Raw genomic sequence first — 14,612 nt, forward strand, 5'->3', positions numbered from 1 at the left:
GCCCTTTCATCTTATTCAGCTACATACTGATAAATTTCTCGTACTAAGCTTTCTGTCTTTTCCCAACCCAAGCATGGGTCTGTGATCGATTGACCAAATACTTCTGGTTGATCTTGACGACCGTCCTCTAGATAAGATTCAATCATAAATCCACGGACTACATCATGGATAATTGGATTCCAGCTACGATTTGTAAGGGTTTCTCTGACAATGCGAATCTGCTCAGCAAATTTTTTCCCTGAATTATCATGATTGGTATCAACCAGGATAAATGGATGTTGCAATCCCAAGGCTTGGTAGCGATGCGCAGCTTCTAACAGATCTTCATAGTGGTAGTTTGGAATATTTTTCCCATTCGCATCTAAGGCCCCACGCAGAATAGCGTGTCCGAATGAATTTCCGCTTGTCTCCACAGAACGACCATTATAGAAGAAATGATGCCCATGCTGTGCAGCATAAATCGCATTAAACATGACAAACAGATTTCCAGATGTCGGATTTTTCAATCCAGTTGGGACTGAAATTCCACTCGCTACAAATCGATGGCCTTGATCTTCTACAGAACGTGCCCCAATAGCAACATAGGAAAGTAAATCCTCAACAAATGGGTAGGTCTCTGGATACAACAATTCGTCTGCTGTTGTCAATCCGGTTTCTGTAATCACTCGATGATGCAAGCGACGAACAGCCTTTAAACCAGCTACAAAACTTGGTTCTGAAGCAGTATCTGGCTGATGCATCAAGCCTTTATAGCCATCACCATTGGTCCGAGGTTTAGCAGTATAGACCCGCATCACAATGAAGACCCGATCTTTGACTTCTTCTTGAAGGGCTGCAAGTCGACGAGCATATTCCATCACCGCTTCCTCATTATCTGATGAGCATGGTCCCATCACAAGCAAGATCCGCTTGTCTTCCCCCTTTAAAATAGAGGCTAGTTCACGATCACGCGCTTCTTTGCGAGCCAAATGTTCCCCTTCTAAGCGATAAAGAGAAGTCACCGTTGTTTCATCAATGATTGGGCTAGTAGCTGTAAAAGACATAGGCAAATCCTTTCATACGATTAGAGTTTTTTACCGTGACAGTTTTTAAATTTCTTACCAGATCCACATGGACAAATATCATTGCGTTTGATTTGACTCAAATCAAGATCTTCTGGTAAATCAGTTTTTTGAGCGGCAATGTTGCGAGTCGCTGTCGTTGAAATACTGTGTTCTGTACGTGGACGCTCTTGTTCATGAATTTGAGCTTTCATCATCAAACGAGTCACATCAAACTCGATAGAGCCAATCATGTCGTTGAACATACGGAATCCTTCAGATTGGTATTCAACTACAGGATTGTTTTGTGCATAGCCACGAAGACCGACAGCATTACGCAATTGATCTAAAGCATCGATATGATCAGTCCATTTACTATCCACAACACGAAGGATCAAGACCTTTTGGAATTCTCTGACTGCTTCTTCATCACGTAGTTTCGCTACTTGGTTTTCATAAACCTCTTCAGCGCGTTTATACAAGTAATCAATCACATCTTTATCCGATTTGCCTTCAATATCGCTCTCTGAAATCGTATCTTCAGGGACCAAATTGTATTTGGCAAAGTTCAGAATAGCTTCGATCCGTTCTTCCTTGCTTGAGTGGCTTGCTCCTTCAACGATCCGTTTAATGGTCCGTTTGATCATAGCCTTGATTTCTGGAGCTAAATCACGATCCGCTGTAATAACATCATAGCGTTGAGAGTAGATAATCTCGCGTTGTTCCCGCATAACATCATCATACTGAAGGACTTGCTTACGAGTGTCATAGTTGTTCCCTTCCACTCGTTTTTGAGCTGCTTCAACTTGGCGTGTAAACATGTTGGATCTGATGACAGATTCTTCTTCGCTTAGTTTGAAACGGTCTAGCAAGGCCTTGATGCGCTCTGTACCGAAACGACGCATCAACTCATCTTCAAGAGAAAGGTAGAATTGAGATTCACCTGGATCCCCTTGACGTCCAGAACGTCCACGCAACTGGTTATCAATACGACGGCTTTCATGACGCTCTGTACCAATGACACAAAGTCCACCGAGTTCACGAACTCCTTCGCCGAGCTTGATATCGGTACCACGTCCGGCCATGTTGGTCGCGATCGTAACGGCACCACGTTGACCAGCGTTCATGATGATTTGTGCTTCTTTGTAGTGGTTTTTCGCATTCAAGACTTCGTGAGGAACGCCTGCTTCGACCAAAAGGCGAGATAGGTAGTCACTGGTTTCAACAGCAACAGTACCCACCAAGACTGGTTGGCCTTTTTCATAGCGAGCCTTTACATCTTCTACTACAGCTTTAAACTTCGATTTCAAGCTTGGATAGAGAAGGTCTGGATGGTCAATACGTGCAATCGGACGGTTGGTTGGAATTGGAATGACGCGAATGTTGTAGATTTCACGGAATTCTTCTTCTTCTGTTTTACCAGTACCTGTCATCCCTGAAAGTTTCTTGTACATACGGAACAAGTTTTGGTAGGTAATAGAAGCTGATGTTTTGGTTTCTTCTTGAACCGGCACACCTTCTTTAGCCTCAATCGCTTGGTGCAAGCCGTCTGAATAACGACGACCTTCCATGGTCCGACCTGTAAATTGGTCGACGATCAAGATTTCTTGATCCTCACTGACCACATAGTCGATATCCAAAATCATGATGTAGTTGGCACGGAGAGCATTGTCAATGTAGTGCGTTAAAGCAACATTTTCAATGTCATACAAGTTTTCAAGCTTAAAGTAGCTTTCAGCCTTATCAATTCCAGAATCTGACAAACCAATCGTTTTTGAAGGGACATCAATAATGTAGTCTTCTTCTTCCAAAGATTTCACAAAGGCATCCGCCATGTGATAAAGTTGGCTAGTTTCTGTAGAAGTCTGACCTGAAACAATCAATGGAGTACGGGCTTCATCGATTAAGATGGAGTCTACCTCATCGACCAATGCGTAGTTCAAAGGACGTTGTACCATGTTTTCGGCACGAACAACCATGTTATCACGCAAGTAGTCGAAACCGATTTCCGCGTTGGTTGAATAGGTGATATCACAAGCGTAAGCTTCTTGTTTTTCAGAAGGTGATTTTGCAGCTAGGTTGATCCCAACTGAAAGACCTAGCCATGAGTACAATTCCCCCATCTCTGTCGCGTCACGTTCTGTCAAGTATTCGTTGACAGTAACAACGTGAACTCCTTTACCAGATAGGGCATTCAAATACACCGGCATGGTCGCGGTCAAGGTTTTCCCTTCCCCTGTACGCATTTCTGGAACGTCACCATGGTGAAGAACAATTCCCCCCATGACCTGTACTTTATAAGGGAACAAGCCCAAGACACGTTTAGCACCTTCACGAACTACTGCGAAAGCTTCATAGAGGAGATCATCCAATGATTCACCATCTTGGTAGCGTTGCTTGAACTCTTCTGTTTTCGCTTTCAGTTCATCATCTGACAAGGCAGCCATTTGATCTTCATACGAGAAGACCTTATCTGCCATCTTTTCCAATCGTCTTAATTCACCTTTATCATTTTCGATAATTGTTTTTAATAAATTAGCCATTAGTTTCCTTACTTTTCAAATTTCTTAAATTTTAAACGTTCTTTTTATTATAGCATACTGTAGCTTATCCATCAAGAAATTCCATTGATTAGAAAATGGTTTCCCCCTCTTTTTCCCTTATCAATTTCACCTTCCAACCATCCATTAGAAAATTCCTAAAAACAACAAAAGGCTGAGTACTTGATGACTCAACCTCCTTTCTCCATTTATGGATGACTGACAATTAATTCCATCTCTTCTCCTGACAAGGTCCAAGTCTGGATATCACTCGTTAAGATAAAGTGGTCTCCTTTTCCAATCGGATAATCTACCCCATCTACCTGAAGACTTCCTTGCCCTGAGAGAACGCTCACCAAGCTATAATCATGGGTCTTTTCAAATCGAACTTCCCCATTGACTACCCACTTGTGAACACCAAAGAAGTCATTGACCACTAACAAAGTAGACGACAAGTGATCGACTTTTTCCTCAACCGGTCGGCTATTTGCCGGAGCACCTAAGTTCAGTACATCAATGGACTGTTCAATATGCAACTCACGTAAATTCCCTTGATCATCTTTGCGATCAAAGTCGTAAACTCGATAAGTTGTATCGCTCGATTGCTGGGTTTCCAAGATTAGGATACCTGAACCGATGGCATGCATGGTACCACTTGGCACATAGAAAAAATCTCCCGCTTTCACAGGAACCCGTGCTAACAGATCATCCCATTCTTTGGCTTCGATCATTTGGCGCAATTCTTCCTTGGACTGAGCGTGGTGACCATAGATAATCTCTGCCCCTTCATCAGCGGCAATAATATACCAGCATTCAGTTTTCCCAAGTTCTCCTTCATGCTCCATTCCATAGGCATCATCTGGGTGAACCTGAACACTGAGCCAGTCATTTGCATCTAGAATCTTTGTCAACAAAGGAAAAACCGGTTCTGTTCGATCTCCAAATAATTCGCGATGCTCTGCATATAGTTGGTCTAAGCCCATTCCAGCATAAGGTCCATTCTTAACAACAGAAACACCATGTGGATGGGCCGAAATAGCCCAGTATTCACCAACATGATCGCTCGGGATTTCATAGCCAAACTCATCTCGTAATCTAGTTCCACCCCAAATCTTTTCCTGCATGACGGATTGTAAAAATAACGGTTGTGACATACCTGCCTCCATATATCCTTGTATTCAATACCTTATTATACCAAATTCTACTCATTTTTGAAAGCCATGCCAAGCTGTTTAGACCCTTTTTAATTTTTTGCACGTTTTTCGCATTTTTACCAGCTTTCCGCTATAATAGGTATATGAACCTCAAAGAATCTATTATTGAATTGGCTCACTCCATTGGTATTTCAAAAATTGGCTTTACCACGGCAGATGATTTTTCCTATTTAGAAAAATCCCTCCGCCTAGCTGTGGAAGAAGGCCGAAATTCTGGTTTTGAGCACAAAAATATTGAAGAACGAATCCAACCATGCTTAAGTTTAGCTTCTGCTAAAACGATTATTTCCATTGCCGTTGCCTATCCCCACAAGTTAAAACAACAACCTCAGAAGACGGCCTATAAACGCGGAAAATTCACCCCCAACAGTTGGGGCCTTGATTATCACTATGTCTTGCAAGATAAATTAGACCGGCTAGCAAGAGGAATTGAAGAATTAACCGCCGACTTCGAATACAAGGGCATGGTGGATACCGGTGCCTTAGTGGATACCGCGGTTGCTCAACGAGCTGGGATTGGCTTTATCGGAAAGAACGGCCTCGTCATCTCGAAAGAATACGGTTCTTATATGTTTTTAGGGGAGCTTATCACCAACCTAGAGATTGAACCCGATCAAGCCGTTGACTATGGTTGCGGAGATTGTAACCGCTGTGTAGAAGCCTGCCCGACTTCTTGTTTAATCGGAGATGGCTCTATGAATGCCCGACGTTGCCTTTCCTTTCAGACCCAAGACAAGGGGATGATGGATCTGGAATTCCGTAAAAAGATTAAAACGGTCATCTACGGTTGTGATATCTGTCAAATCTGTTGCCCCTACAATCGTGGTCTGGACAATCCATTAGCCACTGATATCGATCCTGAATTGGCTCACCCAGAATTAATCCCCTTTATTGAGTTATCCAATGGACAATTCAAGGAAAAATTTGGAATGGTCGCTGGTAGTTGGCGGGGAAAAAATATTCTCCAGCGCAATGCTATCATTGCTTTGGCCAATGCTAATGACCGGTCTGCTATTCCTAAACTGTTAGAAATCATCGAAACCTCGCAAAACCAGATTCATATTGCAACAGCCATTTGGTCACTGGGAGAGCTGATTCGTGAAGTCACACCTGACTTGGTTGATTTGTTAACTTCCCTCAAAAACCCAAGTCCTGCGATTATAGAAGAACGTGAACGGTTCTTCCAAAAATTCCAACACCAAATCTCACATAATTAAAAACTGCCTAACTGAGTTAGGCAGTTTTTAATCATTTCTTACTTCTCTCATCCAGCCTCTATCAGAAAATTCCTAATAGAGAAAAACTGACGATTCCCCATAGGAGTGCAACGACAAATCCGACTACGACATCACGGACAAAATGGAGTCCCGCCAGAACACGAACTCCTGCCAATAGCAGAGCCAAGAAGAGACCTAAGCTCGATAGAAGAGGATTCACACCCCAAGCTACCGTCGAAATGATTGCCGCCGAAAAAACATGCCGACTTGGCATAGAACTCCCCTTGCCTTCTCTCTCTAAGAGAGGTGGAAATGTGCCAAGCTCATAGGGACGGGGCCAATTGATTGCTTTTCGAATGACACTCAATAAAATAAAGCCAGAGGCTGGAACCAACAGATAGGCAAGAACAACCCAAAGCTCGGAAGCTTTCAGATAGGCTGCCCAAAGAACATAAAAGTAAAGGAGTGGCATCAGGAGGGTGACGAGGCGGTTAGCCCACTTTAATAAAGAAAGATAATAGGGATGGGACACAAAAAATGGTCTAACACGTTCATAGAACAAATATTCTTTTTTCATCAACAATTTCTCTTCGATCGATTCCTTAACAAGCAGCAACTGGACCTAGATCAAAATCCCTTCCAGGTGATCTAGCTCATGCTGGCAAATCTGAGCCGCAAAACCTTCTAAGCTTATGAGCTGAGGCTTCCAATTCATGTCGCGGTAGGAGACTTGAATCTTTTCAAAGCGGCTCGTTTTTCGGCTCCCTACCAAAGAAAGACACCCCTCTTCTGTCTCATAAACTCCTTCTTTCTTGACTAGAACAGGGTTAAAGAGAACCAAGGGCATCAAACCAAATTGGATAATGATCACTCGCTTGCGTACACCAATCATATTGGCCGCCATGCCAACACAGGAATCTTGGTGAGCTCGTAAGGTATCTTGTAAGTCTTGCGCCAGATACAAATCCTCTTTTGTCGCTTCTTCAGATACTTGACTCAAAAAGAAGGGATCCTTCATAATGGCTTTTTCCATCTTTTCTCCTCTCTTGCTTAAAAAAGAGAAGGTCATTCATCCATCTTCCCGACGAAGAACTCCCTCCCCTAGCATTTCATGCTTTTTGTTGTTTCAGCCTTACCTGATTAGTCTTTTTTGCTGACTTGTTTTGCTAAGACAAAGTTACCCAAGGTTGCTGAACCATTTCCAGCTACCGCAGGAGTCACGATGTAGTCACGAACATCTGGAACTGGTAAGTAGCCGTTCAATAATACTGTGAATTTTTCACGAACGCGATCCAACATGTGCTGTTGTGCCATCACTCCTCCACCAAAGACAATCACATCTGGGCGGAAGGTTACAGTTGCATTGACAGCAGCTTGGGCAATATAGTAGGCTTGGATATCCCATACAGAGCTATTGAGTTCGATATTTTCCCCACGAATACCAGTACGAGCTTCCAGGCTTGGACCAGCCGCAAGACCCTCTAAACAGCCTCTGTGGAATGGACACACACCATTAAATTCTTTTTCAACATCCATTGGGTGTTTAGCAACATAGTAATGGCCCATTTCAGGATGTCCCACTCCACCAATGAATTCACCACGCTGGATGACACCTGCACCAATCCCTGTACCAATTGTATAGTAGACTAGGTTTTCAATCCGTGCACCCGCATTATTACGAGCGACAACTTCACCATATGCCGAGCTATTTACGTCCGTTGTAAAGTAAATCGGTACATTTAACGCACGACGGAAAGCCCCTACCACATCAATATTCGCCCAATGGGGTTTGGGAGTTGTTGTAATAAAACCATATGTTTTTGAATTTTTATCAATATCAATCGGTCCAAATGAACCAATCGCTAAACCAGCAAGGCTTTCAAATTTAGAGAAAAACTCAATACATTTATCAAGGGTTTCAATAGGGGTTGTTGTTGGAAACTGTGTCTTTTCAATGACGTTATTATTTTCGTCACCTACAGCACAAACAAACTTTGTTCCACCAGCTTCAAGACTTCCATATAATTTAGTCATATCAATCCTCTTCTTCAATTCTCTTTTTTTCTATTATATCATAAAGGAAAACGGTTCACTTCTATTCCTTAAAGAAAAAACTACTCTTATTTATGTTTCAACATTAGGTGAGCAACTTTTTTATTCCAAACCTCATCTCCAAACAAAATTCAAGGACTGGAGGATACCCTAACCAGTCCTTGAGCAATCATATTTTAAATTATGCTTTTACTTCAATAATCGCATCGCCTTTAGCAACTGCACCAGTAGCTACTGGAGTTACTGAAGCATAGTCAGCTGTGTTTGTGACGATGACCATTGTTGTATCATCAAGACCAGCTGCTGCAATTTTAGCAGAATCAAATGTTCCAAGAACATCACCAGCTTTAACCTTGTCACCTTGTGCAACTTTTTGCTCAAAACCGTCACCATTCATTGAAACAGTGTCAATCCCAACGTGGATCAAGATTTCAGCACCATTCGCTGTCTTCAAACCGAAGGCATGTCCAGTTGCAAAAGCAATGGTTACTTCAGCATCTGCAGGAGCATAAACGACACCTTCAGATGGCTTCACTGCAATCCCTTGACCCATAGCACCGCTTGAGAAGACAGGGTCATTCACATTTTCTAAAGCAACAGCTTGCCCAACGATTGGTGAAATAATGGTTTCATCTTGAAGAGTTGCAGGAACGGTTCCAGTCACAGCTTCCTCAACAAAACGATCTGTTGTAGCACTTTCAGTTACAGTTTCAGGTTCTTCATCCTCAAAACCAAACATGTAAGTAAGAGCAAAACCAAGAGCAAATGATACTGCTACCATAAGGAAGTATTGTGGGAGTTGACCATTTACATAAAGCACTGTACCTGGAATGATTGTGATTCCACTACCAGTACCAGCAAGACCAAGAAGTGAAGCCAATCCACCACCGATAGCACCTGCAATCAATGAAAGGAAGAATGGTTTACGGAAACGCAAGTTAACCCCAAAAATCGCAGGCTCAGTAATACCTAAGAAGGCAGAAAGAGCAGCTGGGAAAGCAAGAGTTTTCAATTTAGGATTTTTAGTTTTCACACCAACCGCTACAGTAGCAGCTCCTTGAGCAGTCATAGCAGCTGTGATGATAGCATTAAATGGGTTGGCATGGTCAGCAGCAAGCAATTGAATTTCAAGCAAGTTGAAGATGTGGTGAACACCTGATACGACAATAATTTGGTGTACCCCACCAATCAACAACCCACCAAGACCAAATGGTAAGCTAAGAACAGCTTTTGTTCCAAGAAGAATGTAGTTTTCAACAACGTGGAATACTGGTCCAATAAGGAATAGACCAAGAATTGACATTACGAAAAGAGTAACAAATGGTGTCACTAAGAGATCAAGGACATCTGGAACTACTTTACGAACAGCTTTTTCAAACTTAGCTCCAACAACCCCGATAATAAAGGCTGGAAGAACAGATCCTTGCAACCCTACTACTGGAATAAAGCCGAAGAATTTCATAGCAGTCACTTCACCACCGGATGCAACCGCCCAGGCATTTGGAAGCGAACCAGAAACAAGCATCATACCAAGAACGATACCAACTGCTGGATTCCCACCAAAGACACGGAAGGTTGACCAAACGACAAGACCTGGCAAGATGATGAAGGCCGTATCCGTCAAAATTTGAGTATAAGTCGTAACATCTTCTGGAAGAGTCACACCAAGGGCATTCAAGAGTCCACGGACACCCATGAAGAGACCTGTCGCAACAATAACTGGGATGATTGGTACAAAGACATCACCAAATGTACGGATAGCCCGTTGGAACCAATTTCCTTGTTTAGCGGCTTCTGCTTTCATTTCAGCCTTAGTTGAAGTTGGCAATCCAAGAGCGACTACTTCATCATAAATCTTGTTCACAGTACCAGTACCAAAGATGATTTGGTATTGACCTGAGTTAAAGAAAACTCCTTGAACTTTTTCAATATTTTCGACAGCATTTTTGTCGACTTTCGCTTCATCTTTCACCATCACACGAAGACGAGTCGCACAGTGAGCAACACTGTTGACGTTCTCAACTCCACCGATCGCATCGATGACTTTTTTTGCAATTTCTGTATTTGACATTTGCAAAAATCTCCTTATTTTTTATTGTTTTGAAAACGGTTCACCCGTCTCTACGCATTTAATTGTACCACGTATTAAGAATATGTCAACCGTTTTGCAGAAAGTTTTTGATAACATTTTGCTATTTTTGATTGTTTGAAACAATTGTTTTTCATTTTCATTCACATAAATACCTAATCTACCTATCCTATTGGATGTTTTATATTAATTTGTTTTCAAAAACTTTCATATTTTCATTTATTTTCAAAAACTCAATCTAGTTTCTCCTACTAAATCTTATGATAAACGTTTGACATTTTTTCTCAATTCTTTGGCCAAAGTCTTGCTTTTTTTTATAGAAATCGGTACTATGGAAGTAAGAAAAATTTTGGAGGAGTCAAATGGAATGGACAACAGCACTTCGGTACAAACGATATGAAGACTGGACCGAAGAAGAAAAGAAACAAATAAAAGAAAACATGGCTAATTCTCCTTGGCATACTCATTACCATGTCGAACCCAAAACTGGTCTTTTAAATGACCCGAATGGTTTCTCCTATTTTAATGGTAAATGGATTCTTTTTTACCAGAATTTTCCCTTTGGAGCCGCTCACGGATTGAAGTCTTGGGTACAACTGGAAAGTGATGATTTAGTTCATTTTAAAGAAACTGGTCTTAAAGTTTTACCAGACACACCTTTGGATAGCCACGGAGCCTATTCTGGTTCGGCTATGCAATTCGATGATAAACTTTTCTTATTCTATACAGGAAATGTACGAGACGAGAACTGGATCCGTCATCCCTACCAAATCGGAGCTCTCTTAGACCAGGATGGAAATCTCGAAAAAATCGACCAAATCCTCATTGATCAACCAGAGGATGCTACCGATCATTTCCGCGACCCACAGATTTTTAAATTCAAAGATCAATACTATGCCATCGTCGGGGGTCAAGACCTTGAGAAAAAAGGATTCGTTCGCCTTTACAAAGCGGTGAATAACGATTATACCAACTGGGTTGAAGTAGGCGATCTTGATTTCAACAATGATCGTACAGCTTATATGATGGAATGTCCTAACTTGGTCTTCGTCGGTGAGCAACCTGTCCTTCTGTATTGCCCTCAAGGTTTGGACAAAGCAGTCCTCGACTACGACAATATCTACCCAAATATGTATAAGATTGGGGCTTCTTTTGATCCTGGACAAGCTCGTCTCGTTGACGTATCTGAATTGCACAACTTGGACTACGGCTTCGAAGCCTATGCAACTCAAGGCTTCAACACTCCTGATGGAAGAGCCTTAACGGTTAGCTGGTTAGGTTTACCAGATGTCGCATACCCATCCGATCGCTATGACCACCAAGGATCCTTCTCTTTGGTCAAAGAGCTAACCATTCAGGACGGTAAACTTTATCAATATCCGGTTGAAGCTGTAAAAGAGCTCCGCTCCACTTCTTCCGAATTTACAAACAAGGAAACAACCAATAATTGCTACGAGTTAGAATTAACCTTTGAAGCCAATAGCAAAAGTGAGATTGTTCTCCTAGCCGATAAAGAAGGCAAAGGACTTTCTATTACTTTTGATATTGCAAATGGTCAAGTCATTGTCGACCGTAGCCAAGCTGGCGAACAGTATGCCCAAGAGTTTGGAACTACTCGTACTTGCCCGATCGAAAATCAAGCGACAACTGCTACAATTTTCATCGATAACTCGATTTTTGAAATCTTTATCAACAAAGGAGAAAAGGTATTCTCTGGTCGCGTCTTCCCGCATGCTGATCAAACTGGTATCTTGATCAAATCCGGAACACCTACTGGAACATACTACGAACTAGACTATGGTCGCAAAGCTCACTGATGTCGCCAAATTAGCTGGCGTCAGCCCAACGACAGTTTCACGAGTCATTAACAAAAAGGGCTATTTATCTGAAAAAACTGTCTCAAAGGTTAAAGAGGCCATGAGGGAATTGGGCTACAAGCCGAATACGATTGCTCGGAGCCTACAAGGAAAATCAGCCAAGTTAATCGGCTTGATCTTTCCAAAAATCAGCCATGTCTTCTATGCAGAATTAATCGATAAACTGGAAGAAGAACTGTTTAAACATGGGTACAAAACCATTATTTGTAATAGCGAGCATGATTCGGAAAAAGAACGTGAATACATCGAAATGCTAGAAGCCAATCAAGTAGATGGGATTATTTCTGGTAGTCATAATCTGGGAATTGAAGATTATAACCGGGTCACAGCTCCTATCATCGCCTTTGACCGGAACCTCTCCCCTGAGATTCCAGTCGTCTCTTCAGATAACTACGCTGGTGGAGTTCTCGCTGCAGAAACCCTTGCCAAGACAGGGGCACAAAAGATTATTATGATTACAGGGAATGACAACTCTAATTCCCCAACCGGTCTTCGCCACGCTGGCTTTGCTTCCGTCCTACCAGAAGCACAAATTATCAATGTTTCCAGTGATTACTCACCTATTCGCAAAGAAATGGAAATCAAGTCCATCTTGACTCAGCAAAAACCGGATGCCATCTTTGCATCTGACGATCTAACGGCTATTTTGGTGATGAAAATCGCTGACGAACTCGGCATTGCCATTCCAGAAGACCTGAAGATCATTGGCTATGACGGGACCTACTTTATCGAAAATTATTTCCCCCGTCTCACCACCATCAAGCAACCCTTACAAGAGATTGCTCGCCTTACAGTCGACCTTCTTCTTCAAAAAATCGAAGGAAAAGACGTAAAAACAACAGGCTATTTTCTCCCTGTTAGTGTTTTACCCGGCAAAAGTGTTTAAAAGAGAGTGGGACAGAAATCGGTAATTCGTTAGAATTCGATTTCGTTGTCCCACCTCCGCACAGTTGAGTAGGGCTGTAAAAGCTGATAAAATCAGCGTAGTAGAGCCCACTCAACCACTGCGTCTTGTTAGACAATCCAAAGTCAATTGAGAGGCCGGACTTTTGTACCAGTCTTTTTCCTTATCATAATCAAGCGAAGCTCTATACTCAAAAAGAAACCACCCTCAAAGGTGGTTTCTTTTCTATCTTATTCTGCTTCCGTTACGAATTGGCTTAAGACACCATTCACAAACCGAGCAGATTTTTCATCTGAAAATGTTTTAGCTAATTCAATCGCTTCATTCACTGCAACCAACTGAGGGGTATCAAATGAAGTGATTTCAAACACACCCAAACGAAGAATGTTTTTCTCCACTAGAGTCAAGCGTTCGACGGTCCATCCAGTTTTCAAGTGTTGGGCAATCTGTTGATCCAATTCATCCTTTGATTGACGAACACCAGATACCAAATTGAGTAGAAAAGCTGGAATTTCCACTTCCTGGTTAGTCTCCTCTTTGTCATGAGTAAAAGCAAATTGACAGGCTTCTACAACATCCCCTTCATACTCTAAACTCATTAGAGCTTGAAAGGCACGCTCCCGTAGATCACGACGTGATTCAAATAAAATATCAGTCATTGAGGAAATCCTCATTAAACAAATCTTTCAAATCAGGTTTCGCTGCTTTTTCAGTCACGATTCCAACCACATGGATATTGACATCATCCAAGGTGACATCTGCCATATTATAGACAGCTGTTTTTACTGCTTTTTGGATCGCAACCGCTACTTTAGGGACTGCTACACCATACTCTAGATAGAGGTAAATATCAACAGAAATTTGACCATCTTCTTGTGTACGAAGGTAAACCCCACGTCCAAGAGCACGTTTTGAAAGGCTATCCGATACACTCTTGTTTTCAAGAGAATGAACACCATCTACTTTTGCAGTCGCAATCGCAATAATTTTTTCTAGCACACGAGGTGCAATGACGATTTCGCCGTATTGTTCAGTTGCCATAGAAGTTCCTTTCTATCAGACCTATTTTAGAGCTGATTAGGCACGAGAAACGTAAGTTCCTTCAGCTGTATTGATAATCAATTTTTGTCCTGCTTCGATGAAGTCTGGAACGTTTACCACAAGACCTGTTTCCATTGTAGCTGGTTTACCAGAACCTGTCACTGTAGCACCTTTAATAGATGGTTGAGTTTCAGCAACTGTCAATTCAACAGTTGTAGGAACAGTCACCCCAATCACTTCACTTCCGTAGAATTGAATTTTCACTTCTGAGTTTTCAAGGATGTAAAGCAATTCGTTCTCAACATTGACAACAGGAATTTCATATTGGTCATATGTTTCAGTATTCATGAAGTAAGCTGTATCATCCATTTTATACAAGTATTGAGCCGGTACAGTTTCAATAATAGCTTGCTCAAATTTTTCTTCTGGACGGTAGCTTGTATCAAAAGTTGAACCAGTACGTACATCACGCAATTTCATACGCATGATGGTGTTTCCTTTACCTGGTTTGTGGTGGCTAGCTTCCAAAACGCGGATCAATTTTCCATCAGCTGTTTCAAAGGTCATACCAGCTTTCAACTTACTTGCTTCAATCATGTTTTCATACCTCTTTTTAAAAATATATTACTCTTTATTTT

General features: G+C 41.8%; 13 protein-coding genes. 3 read left to right on the forward strand and 10 right to left on the reverse strand.

Features of this window, described 5'->3' with window-relative positions; all coding sequences use genetic code 11:
* Window positions 1-11 precede the first annotated feature (11 nt).
* From K1J10_RS00550 to manA, 3 genes are all read right to left on the reverse strand, one after another.
* Window positions 12-1,043 carry a 3-deoxy-7-phosphoheptulonate synthase gene (locus K1J10_RS00550; RefSeq protein ID WP_223355533.1) on the reverse strand — a complete coding sequence of 344 codons (1,032 nt, stop codon included), beginning with the start codon at window positions 1,041-1,043 and terminating at the stop codon, window positions 12-14.
* Window positions 1,044-1,063: 20 nt separating this feature from the next.
* Window positions 1,064-3,583 (reverse strand): preprotein translocase subunit SecA, encoded by a 2,520-nt coding sequence (secA, locus tag K1J10_RS00555; protein ID WP_223355534.1) that lies wholly within the window; start codon window positions 3,581-3,583, stop codon window positions 1,064-1,066.
* Between the two features lie 206 nt (window positions 3,584-3,789).
* Window positions 3,790-4,734 (reverse strand): mannose-6-phosphate isomerase, class I, encoded by a 945-nt coding sequence (gene manA, locus K1J10_RS00560; protein ID WP_223355535.1) that lies wholly within the window; start codon window positions 4,732-4,734, stop codon window positions 3,790-3,792.
* Between the two features lie 143 nt (window positions 4,735-4,877).
* Between manA and queG the strand changes: the two genes are divergently transcribed.
* Window positions 4,878-6,011, forward strand: a complete 1,134-nt coding sequence (gene queG, locus K1J10_RS00565) for a tRNA epoxyqueuosine(34) reductase QueG (protein WP_223355536.1) — start codon at window positions 4,878-4,880, stop codon at window positions 6,009-6,011.
* 61 nt (window positions 6,012-6,072) lie between these two features.
* Here queG and K1J10_RS00570 read toward each other — a convergent pair whose 3' ends face one another.
* The 4 genes from K1J10_RS00570 to K1J10_RS00585 all read right to left on the reverse strand — a co-directional run bounded on the left by K1J10_RS00570 (window position 6,073) and on the right by K1J10_RS00585 (window position 10,134).
* Window positions 6,073-6,588: a phosphatase PAP2 family protein gene (locus K1J10_RS00570; protein WP_223355537.1), complete on the reverse strand. Its 516-nt coding sequence runs from the start codon at window positions 6,586-6,588 to the stop codon at window positions 6,073-6,075.
* 45 nt (window positions 6,589-6,633) lie between these two features.
* A complete protein-coding gene (locus tag K1J10_RS00575) occupies window positions 6,634-7,044 on the reverse strand; it encodes a peptide deformylase (protein ID WP_223355538.1) in 411 nt (136 codons plus the stop codon).
* A gap of 107 nt (window positions 7,045-7,151) precedes the next feature.
* On the reverse strand, window positions 7,152-8,045 hold the full coding sequence (gene scrK, locus K1J10_RS00580) for a fructokinase ScrK (protein WP_135782755.1): 894 nt from the start codon (window positions 8,043-8,045) through the stop codon (window positions 7,152-7,154).
* 199 nt (window positions 8,046-8,244) lie between these two features.
* On the reverse strand, window positions 8,245-10,134 hold the full coding sequence (locus K1J10_RS00585) for a sucrose-specific PTS transporter subunit IIBC (protein ID WP_223355539.1): 1,890 nt from the start codon (window positions 10,132-10,134) through the stop codon (window positions 8,245-8,247).
* A gap of 380 nt (window positions 10,135-10,514) precedes the next feature.
* Here K1J10_RS00585 and K1J10_RS00590 point away from each other — a divergent pair, with 380 nt between their 5' ends.
* Together K1J10_RS00590 and K1J10_RS00595 are read left to right on the forward strand one after the other, a co-directional pair.
* Complete coding sequence (locus K1J10_RS00590; RefSeq protein ID WP_223355540.1) at window positions 10,515-11,969, forward strand: sucrose-6-phosphate hydrolase; 1,455 nt, start codon at window positions 10,515-10,517, stop codon at window positions 11,967-11,969.
* Entirely contained in the window at window positions 11,950-12,915 is a 966-nt protein-coding gene (locus K1J10_RS00595) for a LacI family DNA-binding transcriptional regulator (RefSeq protein ID WP_223355541.1), read from the forward strand. The genes K1J10_RS00590 and K1J10_RS00595 overlap by 20 nt, the downstream gene beginning before the upstream one ends.
* Window positions 12,916-13,163: 248 nt before the next feature.
* Here the strand turns inward: K1J10_RS00595 and nusB are convergent, their stop codons facing one another.
* Genes nusB through efp form a run of 3 tightly spaced genes read right to left on the reverse strand, consistent with a single transcriptional unit; the run spans window position 13,164 to window position 14,571 of the window.
* A complete protein-coding gene (gene nusB / locus K1J10_RS00600) occupies window positions 13,164-13,592 on the reverse strand; it encodes a transcription antitermination factor NusB (RefSeq protein WP_223355542.1) in 429 nt (142 codons plus the stop codon).
* On the reverse strand, window positions 13,585-13,974 hold the full coding sequence (locus K1J10_RS00605; protein ID WP_006595687.1) for an Asp23/Gls24 family envelope stress response protein: 390 nt from the start codon (window positions 13,972-13,974) through the stop codon (window positions 13,585-13,587). The genes nusB and K1J10_RS00605 overlap by 8 nt, the downstream gene beginning before the upstream one ends.
* Window positions 13,975-14,010: 36 nt before the next feature.
* The gene (gene efp / locus K1J10_RS00610; RefSeq protein ID WP_006595686.1) at window positions 14,011-14,571 is read right to left on the reverse strand and encodes an elongation factor P; all 561 of its coding nucleotides are present in this window, start codon (window positions 14,569-14,571) and stop codon (window positions 14,011-14,013) included.
* Window positions 14,572-14,612 lie beyond the last annotated feature (41 nt).

The sequence above is a fragment of the Streptococcus australis genome, from assembly GCF_019930045.1.
In the GTDB taxonomy this organism is placed as follows: Bacteria; Bacillota; Bacilli; order Lactobacillales; family Streptococcaceae; genus Streptococcus; species Streptococcus australis_D.